This window comes from Faecalibacterium sp. An122 (assembly GCF_002160895.1).
Taxonomy (GTDB): domain Bacteria; phylum Bacillota; class Clostridia; order Oscillospirales; family Ruminococcaceae; genus Faecalibacterium.
The window spans coordinates 15,437-31,371 of record NZ_NFLL01000021.1 but is presented as its reverse complement, the minus strand read 5'-3'; the positions used below and the strand labels follow the sequence as shown (position 1 = coordinate 31,371).

General features: G+C 64.5%; 16 protein-coding genes and 1 pseudogene. 4 read left to right on the top strand and 13 right to left on the bottom strand.

Annotation, left to right across the window (positions count from 1 at the left end):
* Positions 1 to 687: 687 nt before the first annotated feature.
* From B5E67_RS11430 to B5E67_RS11370, 13 genes are all read right to left on the bottom strand, one after another.
* On the bottom strand, positions 688 to 1,137 hold the full coding sequence (locus B5E67_RS11430) for a MarR family transcriptional regulator (protein ID WP_087368749.1): 450 nt from the start codon (positions 1,135 to 1,137) through the stop codon (positions 688 to 690).
* A 44-nt stretch (positions 1,138 to 1,181) separates the two neighbouring features.
* Complete coding sequence (gene fabZ / locus B5E67_RS11425) at positions 1,182 to 1,625, bottom strand: 3-hydroxyacyl-ACP dehydratase FabZ (protein ID WP_204228856.1); 444 nt, start codon at positions 1,623 to 1,625, stop codon at positions 1,182 to 1,184.
* A 6-nt stretch (positions 1,626 to 1,631) separates the two neighbouring features.
* Positions 1,632 to 2,873 (bottom strand): beta-ketoacyl-ACP synthase II, encoded by a 1,242-nt coding sequence (gene fabF, locus B5E67_RS11420; protein ID WP_087385400.1) that lies wholly within the window; start codon positions 2,871 to 2,873, stop codon positions 1,632 to 1,634.
* Between the two features lie 13 nt (positions 2,874 to 2,886).
* Positions 2,887 to 3,633, bottom strand: a complete 747-nt coding sequence (gene fabG, locus B5E67_RS11415; RefSeq protein WP_204228855.1) for a 3-oxoacyl-[acyl-carrier-protein] reductase — start codon at positions 3,631 to 3,633, stop codon at positions 2,887 to 2,889.
* 1 nt (position 3,634) lies between these two features.
* Positions 3,635 to 4,564, bottom strand: a complete 930-nt coding sequence (gene fabD / locus B5E67_RS11410; protein WP_087385399.1) for an ACP S-malonyltransferase — start codon at positions 4,562 to 4,564, stop codon at positions 3,635 to 3,637.
* On the bottom strand, positions 4,561 to 5,487 hold the full coding sequence (locus B5E67_RS11405; protein ID WP_087249068.1) for a nitronate monooxygenase: 927 nt from the start codon (positions 5,485 to 5,487) through the stop codon (positions 4,561 to 4,563). The genes fabD and B5E67_RS11405 overlap by 4 nt, the downstream gene beginning before the upstream one ends.
* Before the next feature lie 39 nt (positions 5,488 to 5,526).
* Complete coding sequence (locus tag B5E67_RS11400) at positions 5,527 to 6,477, bottom strand: beta-ketoacyl-ACP synthase III (RefSeq protein ID WP_087385398.1); 951 nt, start codon at positions 6,475 to 6,477, stop codon at positions 5,527 to 5,529.
* Entirely contained in the window at positions 6,474 to 7,295 is an 822-nt protein-coding gene (locus B5E67_RS11395) for an acetyl-CoA carboxylase carboxyltransferase subunit alpha (RefSeq protein ID WP_204246550.1), read from the bottom strand. Before B5E67_RS11395 ends, B5E67_RS11400 begins: the two co-directional genes overlap by 4 nt.
* The gene (gene accD / locus B5E67_RS11390; RefSeq protein WP_087385396.1) at positions 7,285 to 8,154 is read right to left on the bottom strand and encodes an acetyl-CoA carboxylase, carboxyltransferase subunit beta; all 870 of its coding nucleotides are present in this window, start codon (positions 8,152 to 8,154) and stop codon (positions 7,285 to 7,287) included. The genes B5E67_RS11395 and accD overlap by 11 nt, the downstream gene beginning before the upstream one ends.
* Entirely contained in the window at positions 8,151 to 9,536 is a 1,386-nt protein-coding gene (gene accC, locus B5E67_RS11385; RefSeq protein ID WP_087368744.1) for an acetyl-CoA carboxylase biotin carboxylase subunit, read from the bottom strand. The genes accD and accC overlap by 4 nt, the downstream gene beginning before the upstream one ends.
* Positions 9,537 to 9,540: 4 nt before the next feature.
* Positions 9,541 to 9,993, bottom strand: coding sequence for an acetyl-CoA carboxylase biotin carboxyl carrier protein (accB, locus tag B5E67_RS11380; protein WP_087249058.1), 453 nt, complete (start codon positions 9,991 to 9,993; stop codon positions 9,541 to 9,543).
* A 51-nt stretch (positions 9,994 to 10,044) separates the two neighbouring features.
* On the bottom strand, positions 10,045 to 10,293 hold the full coding sequence (gene acpP / locus B5E67_RS11375) for an acyl carrier protein (protein ID WP_087249057.1): 249 nt from the start codon (positions 10,291 to 10,293) through the stop codon (positions 10,045 to 10,047).
* 483 nt (positions 10,294 to 10,776) lie between these two features.
* Positions 10,777 to 11,907: an SGNH/GDSL hydrolase family protein gene (locus B5E67_RS11370; RefSeq protein ID WP_087385395.1), complete on the bottom strand. Its 1,131-nt coding sequence runs from the start codon at positions 11,905 to 11,907 to the stop codon at positions 10,777 to 10,779.
* A gap of 266 nt (positions 11,908 to 12,173) precedes the next feature.
* Here B5E67_RS11370 and B5E67_RS11365 point away from each other — a divergent pair, with 266 nt between their 5' ends.
* The 4 genes and pseudogenes from B5E67_RS11365 to B5E67_RS11350 all read left to right on the top strand — a co-directional run.
* Positions 12,174 to 13,160, top strand: a complete 987-nt coding sequence (locus B5E67_RS11365; protein ID WP_158098888.1) for a diguanylate cyclase — start codon at positions 12,174 to 12,176, stop codon at positions 13,158 to 13,160.
* Between the two features lie 271 nt (positions 13,161 to 13,431).
* Positions 13,432 to 14,733 carry an MATE family efflux transporter gene (locus B5E67_RS11360; protein WP_087385393.1) on the top strand — a complete coding sequence of 434 codons (1,302 nt, stop codon included), beginning with the start codon at positions 13,432 to 13,434 and terminating at the stop codon, positions 14,731 to 14,733.
* On the top strand, positions 14,730 to 15,332 hold the full coding sequence (locus tag B5E67_RS11355) for a cytidylate kinase-like family protein (protein WP_158098887.1): 603 nt from the start codon (positions 14,730 to 14,732) through the stop codon (positions 15,330 to 15,332). Before B5E67_RS11360 ends, B5E67_RS11355 begins: the two co-directional genes overlap by 4 nt.
* A gap of 364 nt (positions 15,333 to 15,696) precedes the next feature.
* Positions 15,697 to 15,834 (top strand): annotated as a pseudogene (locus tag B5E67_RS11350) (helix-turn-helix transcriptional regulator); the annotation flags it as partial.
* Between the last annotated feature and the right edge of the window lie 101 nt (positions 15,835 to 15,935).

Genomic DNA, 15,935 nt, shown 5'->3' with positions numbered 1-15,935 from the left:
AATTTTAGGGGGTTGCCGCTCTGCCCTTTAACCCTCTGTTTCCTTTTCGTCTTTTTCCGCTGCGCTAGGCCCAGAGGGGGAGGGAGGGGGTTTCGACTCCCCCTCCCTACCCCCTCTGGACTCCCTACCCTCCCTAACGACCAGGGGAGACCCCTGGACCCAAAAGAAGTGGTCGCTCTGGGCAAAAGCCTAAAAAAACGCGACGGCCTTGGCTCGTTAAAACTTTGAGCGCTTACAAAAGACGGCCCGGTTTTTTCTTAACGGCTTTTGCCCGCCGCTCCGATTGAGACCACATGCCCGCCCCAGCGGGCTGGCGATTCGGTGAGTCTTTTGGTGCTGTAGGGCGCAGACTTTGAAACCGCTACGCTCTACCCTTTTATGATCTAAACCCACCCAACCACCCAATAGCGGAACCCCTGCGGCCTGTGGCCGCGCCCCCGTGGGGCTCTAAACCAAAAACACCCCCGCCCTTGATCTTGGGCGGGGGTTGTTTCATCTACAGGTTTTTCAGGACGTGCCGGACGAGGAAACCAGGCTACACAAAGCGCTGGACTCACCGGGGCGCAGCCCGGGAGCCTACTAAAGCGGCTGAAACCTTACCGCCGGCAGGGCCTAGTGAAGCCCACAGCAGTCAGCGGTACCAGTTGAAAAGCTTTTTGGTTCCTTTTTCTCGAAAAAGGAACTTGCCTACTTTTTCTCTGAAAAAGTAGGATCGTAGGGCAGCAGCTCCTCGCTGATGACCGAGAGCATCTCGCCGAACTTGGCGCACTCCTCGGGGGTGAAGCGTTCCCGGATACGGGCCACGGCGCTCTGGACGCGGTCGCCTGCGCCGCAGTAGAGCTCGTATTTCCGGGTCACATGGAGCAGGTACTCCCGCTTGTCCTGAGAGGAACGGGTCTTTTCCACATAGCCCTTGCGGACCAGACTGTTGATTTTATAGGCTGCGTTGGGGGTCGAGACGTGCATGAACTCGGCGAACTCGTTGACCGTAGGGGTTCCCAGTGCGCGGATGGCCTCCGCTGCAAAGATCTCCGCCGCGGACAGACCGGTCTCCTGGTCCTGAAACCGCGCGAACAGCTCATGGTAAAAGCGGAGGGTGAATTCCCGGTATGCTGTTTGGACAATCTGTTCCAGCATTCTGCTCCTCCCAGAGGGTTTGTGCCGCGCGGGTACGCCCGCTGTCAGGTACACGCAGGTCCTTTCACCAGGGCAAAGGTCAGCTCTGCGGTGGCGGCCACCTGGCCGTCCACCATGGCTTTTGCCTCGCCAATGCCCACGGGACCCTTCATCTTGGTCAGGGTGCACTCGATCTCCAGCACATCGCCGGGCACCACCTGGCGGCGGAACCGGGCATTTTTGATGCCGCCGAACAGGGCCAGCTTGCCCTTGTTCTCCGGCATGGACAGAAGGGCCACGCCGCCCACCTGAGCCATGGCTTCCACAATCAGGACGCCCGGCATCACGTGATACTGGGGGAAATGGCCCTGGAAAAAGGGCTCGTTGACGGTGACGCACTTGATGCCCTTGGCCCACTTGCCTTCCTCGCCGTCCACGATGCGGTCCACCAGGGCGAAGGGATAGCGATGGGGCAGGATCTGTGCGATTTCATCGGAACTGTACTTCATCATCTCTCAGCCCTCCCACTTCTTCAACAGGACGCAGGCGTTGTGGCCGCCGAAGCCCAGCGAGTTGGACAGCGCATAGTGAATGTCTGCGCTGCGGCCCTCGTTGGGGACGTAGTCCAGGTCACAGGCCGGGTCGGGGGTCTTGTAGTTGATGGTGGCGGGCAGATAGCCGTCCTTCAGGGCCAGGGCGGTGAAGATGGCCTCCACCGCGCCGGCAGCGCCCAGCATATGGCCGGTCATGGACTTGGTGGAGCTGACCGCCATCTTGTAGGCGTGGTCGCCAAAGACGGTCTTGATGGCGGCGGTCTCGCCGGAATCGTTCAGCGGGGTGGAGGTGCCGTGGGCGTTGACGTAGTCCACCTGGTCGGCGGTGATGCCGGCGTCCTGGATGGCCTGGGCCATGGCCCGGGCGCCGCCCTCGCCGCCCGGAGCGGGAGCGGTGATGTGGTAGGCGTCGCAGGTAGCGCCGTAGCCCACGACCTCGGCGTAAATCTTGGCGCCGCGGGCCACTGCGTGCTCGTACTCCTCCAGCAGCAGGATGCCGGCGCCCTCGCCCATGACGAAGCCGTCCCGCTCCCCGTCAAAGGGGATGGAGGCCCGGCTGGGGTCGTCGCCCACGTGGAGGGCGCGCATGGAGGTGAAGCCGCCGATGGACAGCGGGGTCACCGCAGCCTCGGCGCCGCCGCACAGGGCCATGTCGGCGTAGCCGTCCCGGATGTGGCGGAATGCGTCGCCCACGGCGTTGGAACCGCCGGCGCAGGCGGTCACCGGGCAGGTGCACATCCCCTTGAAGCCAAAGGCAATGGCGATCTGGCCGGCGGCCATGTTGGCGATGCTGGTGGGGATGTAGAAGGGCGAAGCCTTGTCAAAGCCGCGCTGCAGGCAGCGGGTCTGCTCGCTCTCGGTGGTGGAGATGCCGCCGATGCCGCTGGACACGATGACGGCGCAGCGCTCCAGGTTTTCGGCGCTCAGGTCCAGGCCGCTGTCGGCCATGGCCTCCTTGGCCGAAGCCATGGCGAACTGGGTGTACCGGGCCATGTGGCGGACTTCCCGCTTGTCAATGTAGACGGTGGGGTCCCAGTCCTTGACCTCGGCGGCCAGATGGACCTTCTGGGCGGACGAATCGTACTGGGTAATGGGGGCGATGCCGCACACACCCTCACGGACGGCCTGCCAGCTGTCGGCGGTGTTGTGGCCCAGCGGGTTGACGGTGCCCATGCCGGTGATTACAACTCTGCGTTTTTCCATCTTGTGTTCCTCCTCACATTCCCATGCCGCCGTCCACGCTCAGCACCTGGCCGGTGATGTAGCCGGCCTCCTCCGAGGCCAGGAACGCCACAGCCGCCGCCACGTCCTCGGGGGTGCCGGGGCGGTTTGCGGGAATGGTGGACAGCATGGCCTCCCGTGCAGCGTCGGGCAGGGCCGCGGTCATATCGGTGGCGATGTAGCCGGGGGCCACCGCGTTGACGGTGATGCCCCGGGCGCCCATCTCCTTGGCCAGAGACTTGGTCATGCCGATGAGGCCGGCCTTGCTGGCGCAGTAATTGATCTGGCCGGGGTTGCCCCGCAGGGCCACCACCGAGCTCATGTTGACGATGCGGCCGTAGCGGGCCTTCATCATGGGCCGGATGGCCGCCTTCATGCACAGGAACGCGCCCTTGAGGTTGGTGTTGATGACGGCGTCGAAGTCCTCTTCCTTCAGCACCATGGCCAGGTTGTCCCGGGTGATGCCGGCGTTGTTGACCAGGATGTGGATGCCGCCCAGCTCCTTGACGGCGGTGTCGATGAGGGCCTTGGCGGCGGCGGGGTCGGCCACGTCGCCCTGGACGGCCCGGGCCTCAACGCCCAGTTCCTTCAGCTCGGCCAGGGTCTTCTCGGCGGCGGCGGTGTTGCCCGCGTAGGAGAATACCACGTTGGCGCCGCGGCGGGCCAGCTCCAGGCAGATTGCGCGGCCGATGCCGCGGCTGCCGCCGGTGACAACGGCGGTCTTTCCAGTCATGCTGCCCATGTTACTCTCCTTTCAGCGCCTCGCAGAGGGCATCGATGTCGGCGCAGGTCTCCACTGCGCAGGTCTTGATGGTCGGAACGGTCTTTTTCACAAAGCCGCTGAGGACCTTGCCGGGTCCGATCTCCACGATCATGTCCACACCCAGCTCGGCCAGACGGCGGATGGTGTCCTCCATGTAGACCGAGGACTGGACCTGACGCTCCAGCAGGGCGGGGATGGTGTCCCCCTCCCCCATCTCATGGCCCAGGCAGTTGAACAGCACCGGGAACTTCATCTCACCAAAGGTGATCTGGGTGAACTTCTCCCGCAGGGCGTCGCCGGCGGGGGCCAGCAGCGAGGTGTGGAAGGGGCCGCTGACCTTCAGGGGCAGGCAGCGCTTGGCGCCCAGCTCCTTGGCCCGTGCGGCGGCCTTGTCCACAGCGGCCTTGTGGCCGCCGATGACCAGCTGGCCGGGGCAGTTGTAGTTGGCGATCTCCACGACGCCCACGTCCGAGGCCTCCTCACAGGCCTGGCGCAGGGTGTCGCGGTCCAGGCCCAGGACGGCAGACATCCCGCAGGGGACGCCGGCGGCCGCCTCGGCCATGGCCTTGCCGCGGAATGCGGCCAGCTCCACCGCCTGGCGGGCGGTGAACACGCCGGCGGCCTCCAGGGCGGAATACTCGCCCAGGCTCAGGCCGGCGGCATAGTCGGGATGAATCCCCTTGTTTGCCAGGATGGCGGTCATGCCGGCGGCAAAGGCCACCATGCAGGGCTGGGTGTACTGGGTCTGGTTCAAAACCCCGTCGGGGTCGGTAAAGGAGACGGTTTTCAGGTCAAAGCCCACGTCGGCGCCGTCCAGCACCGCCCGGAACTCGGGGTAGGCCTCGTACAGGTCAGCCCCCATGCCGGGATGCTGGCTGCCCTGGCCTGCGTACAAAAATGCAAGTTTCATGCTTGCAGTCCTTTCATCGTGGCCTCACAGCCGGCCATCATTTCCTCAAAGATCTGGCGCAGAGGCTTGATCTCGGTGAGCATACCGGCCACCTGGCCCGACATAAAGCTGCCGGTGTCCAGGTCGCCGTCAAAGACGGCGCGGCGCAGGGAGCCCAGGGTCAGCTTTTCGCGCTCGGCCAGGGGCATGTTCTCCTTCTCCATCTCCAGATACTGGCGGGCCATCTTGTTCTTCAGAACGCGGACGGGTGCGCCGGTGGAGCGGCCGGTGACGACGGTATCGTTGGCGCCGGCCTTGATGAGGGCCAGCTTGTAGTTCTCATGGATGGGGCATTCCTGGCTGACCAGCAGGCAGGTACCCACCTGGACGCCGCAGGCGCCCAGGGCGAAGGCGGCAGCCATCTGGCGGCCGTCTGCGATGCCGCCGGCTGCGATGACCGGGGCGCTGACTGCGTCCACCACCTGGGGCACCAGGGCCATGGTGGTCATCTCGCCCACATGGCCGCCGCTCTCGGTGCCCTCGGCGATGAAGCCGTCCACCTCATACCGCTCCAGGCGCTTGGCCAGGATGGGAGCGGCCACCACGGGGAAGACCTTGATGCCGGCCTCCTTCCAGGCGGGGACGTACTTGCCGGGGTTGCCGGCGCCGGTGGTGACCACCTGGACGCCCTCCTCCACGACGACCTTGGCCAGCTCGTCAATGTGGGGGTTCATCAGCATCAGGTTGACGCCGAAGGGCTTGTCGGTGGCAGCGCGGGCGGTGCGGATCTCTTTGCGCAGGGTCTCGGCGTCCATGCCGCCCGAGCCGATCAGGCCCAGAGCGCCGGCGTTGGAGACGGCTGCGGCGAAAGCGCCGGTGGCGATGTTGGCCATGCCGCCCTGAATGATCGGGAACTCAGTCCCCAGAAGCTCATTGATCTTCATATTAACTAAACTCCTTTTCTTTGTTGGGCGTCAGGCTGCTTATGCAAGCTGAAGCAGAGCGCCGGCCCAGGTCAGACCGCCGCCGAAGCCCGCGCACAGGACCTTCTGGCCGCTGTGCAGCTGGCCGGAACGGACCAGCTCATCCAGCAGGATGGGGACGCTGGCAGCGGAGGTATTGCCGGTGTGGGCAATGTTGCCGGCGCATTTTTCCGGGTCCAGGCGCAGCTTCTTGATGGCGAAATCAAGGATGCGCTGGTTGGCCTGGTGAAAGACGAAGTGGTCCACCTGGTCCAGGCCGATGCCGGCCTTGGCGGCCACTTCCTTGGCGCACCGGGGCAGGACCTCGACCGCAAAGCGGAAAACCTCTTTGCCGTCCATATGAATGTAGGAAGCAGCGCCGGTGTTGACGCCGGGGATCATCAGGACCTCCCGGTTGCCGCGGCTGCCCATGACGGCGCACAGGGAGGGATAATCCTCTCTCCACTCCACCACGGCGGCGCCGGCGCCGTCGCCGAACAGCACGCAGGTGCTGCGGTCGGTGAAATCGGTGATGCGGCTGAGCACTTCGCAGCCGATCACCAGGGCGTACTTGTGGGCGCTGGCGGCCAGCAGGCACTCGGCGGTGTGCAGGCCGTAGACAAAGCCGGCGCAGGCGGCGTTCAGGTCAAAGCAGACGGTGTCCTCGGGCATCCCCAGCTCCTTCTGCAGCACGCAGGCGGTGGAGGGGGTCATGGTGTCCTGGGTCAGGGTCGCCACCAGGCAGACGCCGATCTGTTCGGGGCCGATGCCGGCGCTCTCCAGAGCCCGGCGGGCGGCGGCGGTGCACAGGCCCAGGTGATTTTCCTCTCCGGTGCAGTAGTGCCGGCTGGAAATGCCGGTGCGGGTGACGATCCACTCGTCGCTGGTGTCCACCTTTTTCTCCAGGTCGAAGTTGGTCACCTCCTGCGCAGGCAGCGCAGACCCGGTGCCCATCAGCTTGATCCCACTCATAGGCGCTCCTTTCTCAGGGCGTTGGCGCCCATCATGCGGAATTTTTTGTACCGTGCCGCCGCCAGGGCGCTGCCGCTGAGCTTGGACAGGATGCCCAGCTCCTTGACCAGCACCTCATCCAGGGCGCGGTAGACAGCCTGGGGGTCGGTGTGTGCGCCGCCCTCCGGCTCAGGGATGATGCTGTCGATGACCTTCAGCTCCAGCAGGTCGGCGGCGGTCAGTTTCATGACGTCGCAGGCCTCGCTGGACCGGGAGGCGTCCTTCCACAGGATGGCGGCGAAGCCCTCCGGGGACAGGACCGAATAGACGGCGTTCTCCAGCATCAGGACGCGGTTGCCCACGCCCAGGGCCAGCGCGCCGCCGCTGCCGCCCTCGCCGGTGACCACCGAGATCACCGGGACGGTCAGCCGGCTGGACAGCGCCAGGGTGCTGGCGATGGCCTCGCCCTGGCCATGGGCCTCCGCCTCCAGGCCGGGGTAAGCCCCGGCGGTGTCGATGAAGGTGATGATGGGCCGGCGGAATTTCTCCGCCTGGAGCATCAGGCGCTGGGCCTTGCGGTAGCCCTCGGGGGAGGGCATGCCGAAGTGATAGGCCACGTGTTCCTCCAGGGTGCGGCCCTTGCGGTGGCCGATGACGGTCACCGGTTTGCCGTGGAACAGGCCGACGCCGCCGTAGATGGCGCCGTCGTCCATGCAGGTGCGGTCGCCCCGCTGCTCAAAGAACTCGGTGAACAGCGCCGAGACAAAGTCGGGGGTGCCGGGGCGGTCCGCATGGCGGGCCAGCGCCACACGCTGGGCAGGGGTCAGATCATTTGCCATGAGAATCGCCTCCTTTTCCATGGAGCTTGAGCAGACGGATCAGGGTGCTGCGCAGACGGGCACGGGGGACGATGGCGTCCAGGAAACCGTGCTCCAGCAGATACTCGGCGGTCTGGAAGCCCTCGGGGAGCTTTTCGCCGATGGTCTGCTCGATGACCCGGGGCCCGGCGAAGCCGATGAGGGCCCCCGGCTCGGCCAGCATGATGTCGCCCAGGCTGGCAAAGCTGGCGGTGACGCCGCCGGTGGTGGGATGGGTCATCACCGAGATGTACAGGCCGCCGTGCTCCGAGAACCGCTCAACGGCGGCGGAGGTCTTGGCCATCTGCATCAGGGAGAGGATGCCCTCCTGCATCCGGGCGCCGCCGCTGGCCGAAAAGAGGATCAGGGGCAGCTTGTTTTTGTCGGCGTACTCCACCAGGCGGGTGACCTTCTCACCCAGGGCAGCGCTCATGCTGCCCATAAAGAACCGGCTGTCCAGGACGCCGGCGGCCACCCGGATGCCGTCGATGCGGCCCACGGCGGTGACCACCGCCTCCCCCAGGCCGGTGCGGCGGCGTGCGCCGTCCAGCTTGGCCTCATAGCCGGGGAAGGACAGAGGGTCGTTGGACACCAGGTCGGCGTCCAGCTCCTTGAAGCTGCCCTCGTCCAGGATCAGGCTCAGACGGTAGTAGGCGCCCACCGGATGGTGGTAGCCGCACAGGGGGCAGACGTAACGGTTTTTCACCAGGTCGCGGCGCAGCACCGGCTGGCCGCAGGATTTGCAGGTCTCCTCGGTGTTGGCGGGGACCACGGTGCCGGAGTCGCGCAGGGCCTTGAGGCTCAGCAGCTTGTGCCGGCGGCGGGCAAATACAGTGCTCATGCCTTGCCCTCCTCATCCCCTGCCCGGCTCCACTGGAGCAGGGTGTCCAGGTTTTCGTCCAGGAAGGCGGTGGTGAAGCTGCCCCGGACAAACTCGGGGTGATAGAGGATCTGATGCAGCAGGTCGGCGTTGTTGGCCGGGCCGTCGATGATCATTTCCTCCAGCACCCGGCGCATCCGGCGGATGGCCTCCAGACGGGTGGGAGCCCACACAATCAGCTTAGCCATCAGGGAGTCGTAATAGGGCGGCAGGGTGCAGCCGGTGTACAGGCCGGTGTCCACCCGGACGCCGCAGCCTCCCGGCAGATGCAGGAAGTCGATCTTGCCGGGGCAGGGCTGGAAATTCTTGGCCGGGTCCTCGGCGTTGATGCGGCATTCAATGGCGTGGCCCCGCAGCACCACGTCCTCCTGCTTGTGGGACAGGGGCAGGCCCGCGGCAATGCGGATCTGCTCCCGCACCAGGTCGATGCCGGTGACGTATTCGGTGATGGGGTGCTCCACCTGGATGCGGGTATTCATCTCGATGAAGTAGAAGTTGCCCTCCTGGTCCAGGACGAACTCGATGGTGCCGGCGTTCTCATAGCCGGCGGCTTTGGCGGCCGCCACGGCGGCGGCGCCCATCTTCTCCCGCAGTTCGGGGGTCAGGGCCTTGGAGGGGGCCTCCTCCAGCATCTTCTGGTTCCGGCGCTGGATGGAACAGTCGCGGTCCCCCAGCTGGATCACGTTGCCGGCCTTGTCGGCCAGGATCTGGAACTCAATGTGCTTGGGGTTGAGGATCAGCTTTTCCAGGTACATCTCGCCGCTGCCGAAGCAGGCCACCGACTCGCTGCGTGCCTCCTCAAAGAGGGGGATCAGCTGGTCGGGCTCAAAGACCCGGCGCATGCCGCGGCCGCCGCCGCCGGCGGAGGCCTTGATCAGGACGGGATAGCCGATGCGGTCGGCGATCTCCTTGGCCTGCTGGGCGGTCTCGACGGCGCCGTCCGAGCCGGGAACCACCGGCACGTTGGCGGCCATCATCATCTTGCGGGCGGCGGCCTTGTTGCCCATGGCGCGGATCACGTCGCCGGAGGGGCCGATGAAGGCGATGCCCGCCTCGGCGCAGGCGTCGGCGAACTGGTCGTTCTCGCTGAGGAAGCCGTAGCCGGGATGGATGGCGTCGCAGCCGGCGGCCTTGGCCACCGTCAGGATGGCGTTCATGTTCAGGTAGCTGTCCGCTGCCCGGGCGGGGCCGATGCAGTAGGCCTGCTCGGCCAGCTGCACATGGAGGGCCTCGGCGTCGGCGGCGGAATACACCACCACCGGCTCGATGTCCAGCTCACGGCAGGCACGCAGCACCCGCAGGGCAATTTCGCCGCGGTTGGCGATCAAAACGCGCTTGAACATTTCCTCACCCTTCCCGGTAGCGGATCAGGGCATCGCCGAAGGACACCAGTGCGCCGTCCTCCTGCAGGACAGCCTCAATGACGCAGTCGCACGGAGCCTTGACCTCGCTCATCATTTTCATTGCCTCCATGAGGCAGACGGTCTGCCCCTTCTGCACCTTGTCGCCGGGCTGGACAAAGGGCGGCTGGTCGGGTGCGGGGGCCACATAGAAGGTGCCCACCACCGGGGCGGTGATGCACTTGCCCTCCGGGGCAGGTGCGGCGGGCGCGGCGGCCGGGGCGGGAGCCGGTGCGGCAGGTGCCAAAACTGCGGGCGCGGCGGCCGGGGCGGCAGGCGCGGCCATCACGGCCACGCCCTTGTCCATCTCCAGCTCTGTATCTTTGGTATGCAGCTTAAACGCGGTGAGGCTGCTGGCGTCAAACCGGGCCATCAGCTCCAGGATTTCCTGATTGGTCATAGAGGCTCCTTTCGCAATGTAGGACAATCTGTCGGCGGACAGGAAGGCGAATTACTCAGCCTTCTCAGCCTCGTCGGCGTGGTCCTGCAGGTACTTGTACAGGTCGCCCACGGTCTTCATGTTGGGCAGGTCCTCGTCGGCGATGGCGATGCCGAAAGCCTCCTCCAGAGCCATGGACAGCTCCACGGCGGACAGGGAATCAGCCTCCAGGTCCTCGGTCAGGGTGGCCTCCATGGTCACCTTGTCGGCGTCGCAGCTCAGGGTCTCAACAATAATTTCCTTAACCTTCTCGAAGTCCATGATGATTTCTCCTTTTTTCTACCAAAAGTGGATTTGATTCAAATTTTTTCAAAAATCATTTTATCTAAAATAATTTAGAAAAAATAATTTTACAGGTATTTTAGCAGATTGACCGAGAATGTCAAGGGGTTTTTGGTAAAAAATACAGCAAAAAACCGCTCTTCCTGCCCTTCTTTGCTTTCGATTCCAAAGCCCATCTCCCCCGCCGCCCCACACAGAAAAAGCGCCGGGCGGGTCTGCGTTTTGATTTCGCAGGCCAACCCGGCGCGGCTATTTCGTTAAAAAATTTTATGTTTTCTTCTTTATGTTATAAGTTTGAGGTATTTCCAAAAAACACCGGCGGGGCTGTTTCAGCCCGCAAGGCCCCGGGACGGACGGTCCACGTCCCCCGCCGCGATGCCGGGCCTTCCCCCAGCCGGCGGCCCGGGCCGGGCGCCCTTTCGACCGGGTTCGCCCCTGCTCCTTCCTATTTGTAATAGAGGCTCAGGCCGGGCTGTCCGGTTCCAGCCAGGTTTTAAGGCAGCCGGTGAGGACCCGGGCGGCGGCCTGATGGGCCGCCAGGCCGGGATGGTTCAGCGCGCCGGTGGTCTCGGGGGTGAGGGCGGGCAGAACCAGCATCTGGACCCGGCCGTCCCCGGTTTCCTGCCGGTAGCGGTCCAGGCCCGCCCGGATCACCGGCAGCAGGCCGCAGCCCATCATCCCGTAGCACCACACCAGGACGGCCTGGGGGTTATGCTGCCGCACCAGGGCCAGGAAATCCCGCACCCCCTGCTCCACCCGGGCGGCGTCCTGAGGATCAAAGGTGCCGTCGGGCAGGCTGTGCAGCTGGCTGGCCTGGCCGGTGACCGGGTCCACCCAGGGCGGATTGGCGAAAGCGTGGTCGTCGTTGGTGCCCAGATGGATCACCACCGCGTCGGGCTGCCAGGCGGCGAAGTCGTAGGGCTCCTGGGCGCCCCGCTGCCGGTTCTGGTCCCCCCGGGCCACCCCGCACACCCGGGTATAATAGGCGGGCAGGGCGTGGCGGGGGTCGTTGTCAAAGCCGGCCACAATCCCCCAGCCGCTCTGGGACACCACCCGGTATTCCGCCCCCAGGGCGTCGGCGGTGAGGCGGGCATAGTTGTTCCGGGCCGAAAACAGCACTCCGGTCCAGTCCTGTTCCCCCTGGGTGCCGATGGCCCCCTCTCCGCTGGTGATGCTGTCCCCCACGAATTCAATGCGGTGCCGGGGCGGGTCCAGGGGGAGGAATTCCCCCTCCGCAAAGGTCAGTCCCTCGATCTGCAGGAAGTGGGCGGGGTCGTCGTACATGGCCTGGGCGTCCTTGAGGATGCGGACGTGCTTGGGCCGGCCGGGGGCCATCCCCCGGAAGAGACAGCTGCGGCTGCGGCCGGGGTTCACCGCAAAGCGGGCCACCCACGCCCCGTCCAGCTCCACGCTGACCCAGGGCTCCATGATGTCATAGCCGGCGTTCCATTCCACCCACAGCTCGCTGCCGGTGAACTGCAGCTCGATGCCGCTGCCGGTCCAGAACAGGGTCTGGGGCTGCCGGTCCGCATGCCGGCCCAGCACCCGCACCTGGGGCAGGGCGGACAGGGGCAGGGTTGTCAAATGTTCCATGATGATTGGTTCCTTTCCGCGCCGGGCCCCGGAGGAGGGCCGGCAGTTTTCTGCTTTGAATATACTCCGGACGGCGCCGGTCCGCAAGGGGCGGGCGGAGTTTTTTGCGGCAGCAAAAACGGTTTCTTTTTTGATTGACGGATGGCCGGCGGGCTGGTAAAATAATGGATAATAAAACCCACCAATCCCCGCGGGATTTTAAGGGATTACATTCTGCAGCCCGGCGTCTTTGGGCCGCCGGCGCGCCGAAGGAAAGGACGACTGCGATGATGGACCCTCACACCGACCCCGCCCGTCAGGTCATAGACCTGACCCGTTCCCTGCTTCAATATCACTACTGCGACAACAATATGGACGCCATCATCCAGCTGCTGGACCCGGAGATTGTCTGGCTGGGCACCGCCGAGCGCGAGTACGCCGCCGGGCGGGAGACGGTGGCGGAGATTTTCCGGCAGTTTGCGGGGCTGGTGCCCCGGTGCAACCTGTCCGGGGAGGAATACCAGGTGCTGGAGATGGGCCCGGACCTCTACCTGTGCGCCGGGCGGGTGTGGATTTCCACCGACGCCTCCACCGGAATTTCCCTGCGGGTGCATCAGCGGTTCAGCTTTCTGTTCCGGCAGCAGGAAGGCCGGCTGCTGTGCTGCCACATCCATATTTCCAACCCCTATGAGGAGATGCAGGAGGGGGAGGTGGGCTTCCCCCACAAGATGGGCCAGCAGTCCACCCTCTATTTACAGGAACAGCTGGCCCTGCAGACCAAAAAGATCGCCCAGCAGACCGCCCTTCTGGAGCGGCTGAGCTATGAGGACGCCCTGACGGGGGTGTACAACCGCAACAAGTACAACGAGATGCTGACCAGCGGCTGGGAGAAGGACAAGCCCCATCTGGGGATCATCTGCTTTGACCTCAACGGGCTGAAGCGGGCCAACGACCTGTTCGGCCACAGCATGGGGGACGAACTGATCTGCCGCACCGCCGACCAGATCCGGCTGGAGTTCGCCGGCAAGATCTACCACATCGGCGGGGACGAGTTTGTGGTGATCGACGACGAGCGGGACCACGCCGCCTTCCGGGCGTCGGTGCTGGCGGTGGAGCTGAGCATGGCCCAGAACGGCATCAGCTGTTCGGTGGGCACCTCCTGGCACGCCGCCCCCTGCAACGTCCGGGCCCAGGTGGAGGAGGCCGACAGCCGGATGTACCACAACAAGCGCTGTTTCTACGACAAGATGTCGGACAAGGATTTCCGGGACTGACCGTCCCGCCCGTTTGCCGCCGCGCCGGACCCGGAGGGGCCCGGCGTTTTTGGCGCCAGGGCGGCCGCCTTGCTCTTTGGTGCGTCTTGTGTTATAATAGCCAGCGATTCGGCCCGAACGCCCCTTTTTCGCCCCCTCCGGGGCCCCGGGCCGGGCCAAAAAGTTCACATCCACACTGCCACCGGGTAGTAGAATGCACAGCGCATTCTTGCTTGCGACGTTAGGTCTTGGAAGCCGCAAGCGAGGATGCTTTTTTGGTAAAGGAGACCGTATGATCGAAAAGCAACTCAGGAAATACATCATCCCCAACGTATTGGCCATGGTGGGCACCTCCTGCTATGTTCTGGCCGACACCTTCTTCATCGCCTGTGCCGAGGGCGCCGACGGCATCACCGCCCTGAACCTGATCCTCCCGGTCTACGGGCTGATCTTCGCCATCGGCTCCATGATCGGCATCGGCTCCGCCACCCGCTACACCCTCCAGAAGTCCCTGGGGGTCCGGGACGCCGACGACTATTTCTTCAACTCCATCTTTTTCACTTTGTCCATCAGCCTGGTGTTCATCGCCGGGGGTCTGCTGTGGCCCGAGGGGATTCTCCGGCTGCTGGGTGCGGACGGCTCCATCGTGCAGCTGGGGGCGGATTACCTCCGGATTGTCCTGTGCTTCACCCCCTTCTTCATGCTGAACTACACCTTCACCGCCTTTGTCCGCAACGACGGCTCCCCCAACATCGCCATGGCCGCCACCCTCACCAGCGGCATTTTCAACATTGTGTTTGACTATATCTTTATGTTCCCCATGCGGCTGGGAATGGCCGGCGCGGCCCTGGCCACCGCCGTCTCCCCCATCGTCAGCATGAGCCTGTGTTCCATCCACTACCTCTCCCCCAGAAACACCATCCGCCTGCGGCCCCGCCGCCCCTCCCTGAAAAAGCTGGCCTCGGCCTGTTATCTGGGTGTGGTGGCCTTTGTGGGCGAGATTTCCAGCGGCATCACCACCATGGTGTTCAACTTCATTCTGCTGGGCCTGGCGGGCAACACCGGCGTGGCGGCCTACGCCATCGTGGCCAACATGGCCCTGGTGGGCACCGCCCTGTTCAACGGCGTATCCCAGGGCCTGCAGCCCCTGGCCAGCAAGGTCCACGGCCAGGGCGACGCCGACGCCGAAGGCCGCATCTACCGCCATTCCCTCCAGATTGCCGCCGTCATCGCGGGGATTCTGGTGGTGAGCGTCCTGCTGTTCGCGCCCTATTTCGTGGCCGTCTTCAACAGCGAGGGCTCCGCCGCCCTGGCCGCCTACGCTGAACCGGGACTGCGGATTTACTTCCTGGGCTTTTTGGTGGCGGCGGTCAACATTGTGCGCACCGGCTTTTACAGCGCCACCGGTCGGGGCCGGGAGTCCTCCATCCTCTCGCTGTCCCGCGGGGTGGTGGCCATCGTGGTGTTCGCCTGTCTGCTGTCCTGGATGCTGGGGGTCACCGGCGTGTGGCTGGCCTTCCCGGCAGCCGAACTGTTCACCCTAGGTCTGGGCCGGTTCCTGACCCGGAAAACTGCAAAGGAGGAAGCACAGTGAAAATCATTACCATCAGCCGCGAATTCGGCAGCGGCGGCCGGGAACTGGCCAAGCGCCTGTCCGACGCCATGGGCATCGTCTACTACGACCGGGAAATCCTCACCGCCATCGCCCAGAAGGGCGGCTTCCACGAGGACTACGTCCGGGAAACCCTGGAGCAAAACTATCTTTTGCAGTATCCCCTGACCATCGGCAAGAGCTTCTCCTGCGTCCAGCCCATCCCCCAGACCGCCACCGACCTGCTCATCGCCCAGCGCAACACCCTTCTGGACATCGCCCGGAAATGTTCCAGCTGCATCATCGTGGGCCGCTGCGCCGACGTGATCCTGCGGGACTATCACCCCCTGCGGCTGTTCGTCTACGCCGAGGAACAGGCCAAGCTGCAGCGCTGCCTGGAGCGGGAGACCGACCCCCGCACCACCGAGAAAGACATTCTCCGCCAGATGCGCCGGATCGACAAGGCCCGTGCCAGCTATTACCGCCTGTTCGCCGAGACCGGCTGGGGCCAGAAGGAAAACTACGACCTGTGCATCAACACCACCCACGTCTCCATCAAGCAGATCGTCCCCCTGCTGAAGGGCTACCTGGAAGGGCTGTGACGGCAGCCTGGCCCCGAAAAGAACCGTTCGTCTCAAAAGGCCCGCTCCGGCGGGTCTTTTTTCATGCCAGCACATACGCCCCGGCGGCTGCTTCGGCGCAGGCCGCTCATCCTTCTGGACTGGATGCCCGGACATAGCCGGCGGCCATCCTGCCGGGGAGACAGGGGCCCTCGGAAACATACGCAAAGTTTCGCCCACAGAGAGGCTTCCGCCGCGCTTTTCGCCCGGGATCGGCGTCCCTGTGCGCGGCCCTTTTTGCCCGCTTTTTATCGCATCTCCGTCCATTCTGCCGTCCGTCGATTGACAAGTCCGGCGCCGGCTGCTAGAGTGAGGCCAGCAAACAACGGAAAACGAGGTGGATTGCATGTACCAACTGGATAAAGATGCCTTCGGCGGGTTTCTCGCCGCCCTCCGCCGGGAAAAGGGTCTCACCCAGCGCCAGCTGGCCGAGACGCTCTTTGTGTCCGACAAGGCCGTCAGCAAGTGGGAGCGGGGTGTTTCACAGAGATAAAGAGAGCTACTGCGCACCCCATGCCTGCACTTTTCCTTAAATCCCCAAAAACAGCATCCAAGCCAACATTTTGTACATTCAAAAAGATCCCC

Excerpts from the sequence above, each read along its gene's own strand:
- B5E67_RS11430 (WP_087368749.1), bottom strand. The coding sequence starts at position 1,137 with ATGCTGGAACAGATTGTCCAAACAGCATACCGGGAATTCACCCTCCGC.
- fabZ (WP_204228856.1), bottom strand. The coding sequence starts at position 1,625 with ATGAAGTACAGTTCCGATGAAATCGCACAGATCCTGCCCCATCGCTAT.
- fabF (WP_087385400.1), bottom strand. The coding sequence starts at position 2,873 with ATGGAAAAACGCAGAGTTGTAATCACCGGCATGGGCACCGTCAACCCG.
- fabG (WP_204228855.1), bottom strand. The coding sequence starts at position 3,633 with ATGGGCAGCATGACTGGAAAGACCGCCGTTGTCACCGGCGGCAGCCGC.
- fabD (WP_087385399.1), bottom strand. The coding sequence starts at position 4,564 with ATGAAACTTGCATTTTTGTACGCAGGCCAGGGCAGCCAGCATCCCGGC.
- B5E67_RS11405 (WP_087249068.1), bottom strand. The coding sequence starts at position 5,487 with ATGAAGATCAATGAGCTTCTGGGGACTGAGTTCCCGATCATTCAGGGC.
- B5E67_RS11400 (WP_087385398.1), bottom strand. The coding sequence starts at position 6,477 with ATGAGTGGGATCAAGCTGATGGGCACCGGGTCTGCGCTGCCTGCGCAG.
- B5E67_RS11395 (WP_204246550.1), bottom strand. The coding sequence starts at position 7,295 with ATGGCAAATGATCTGACCCCTGCCCAGCGTGTGGCGCTGGCCCGCCAT.
- accD (WP_087385396.1), bottom strand. The coding sequence starts at position 8,154 with ATGAGCACTGTATTTGCCCGCCGCCGGCACAAGCTGCTGAGCCTCAAG.
- accC (WP_087368744.1), bottom strand. The coding sequence starts at position 9,536 with ATGTTCAAGCGCGTTTTGATCGCCAACCGCGGCGAAATTGCCCTGCGG.
- accB (WP_087249058.1), bottom strand. The coding sequence starts at position 9,993 with ATGACCAATCAGGAAATCCTGGAGCTGATGGCCCGGTTTGACGCCAGC.
- acpP (WP_087249057.1), bottom strand. The coding sequence starts at position 10,293 with ATGGACTTCGAGAAGGTTAAGGAAATTATTGTTGAGACCCTGAGCTGC.
- B5E67_RS11370 (WP_087385395.1), bottom strand. The coding sequence starts at position 11,907 with ATGGAACATTTGACAACCCTGCCCCTGTCCGCCCTGCCCCAGGTGCGG.
- B5E67_RS11365 (WP_158098888.1), top strand. The coding sequence starts at position 12,174 with ATGATGGACCCTCACACCGACCCCGCCCGTCAGGTCATAGACCTGACC.
- B5E67_RS11360 (WP_087385393.1), top strand. The coding sequence starts at position 13,432 with ATGATCGAAAAGCAACTCAGGAAATACATCATCCCCAACGTATTGGCC.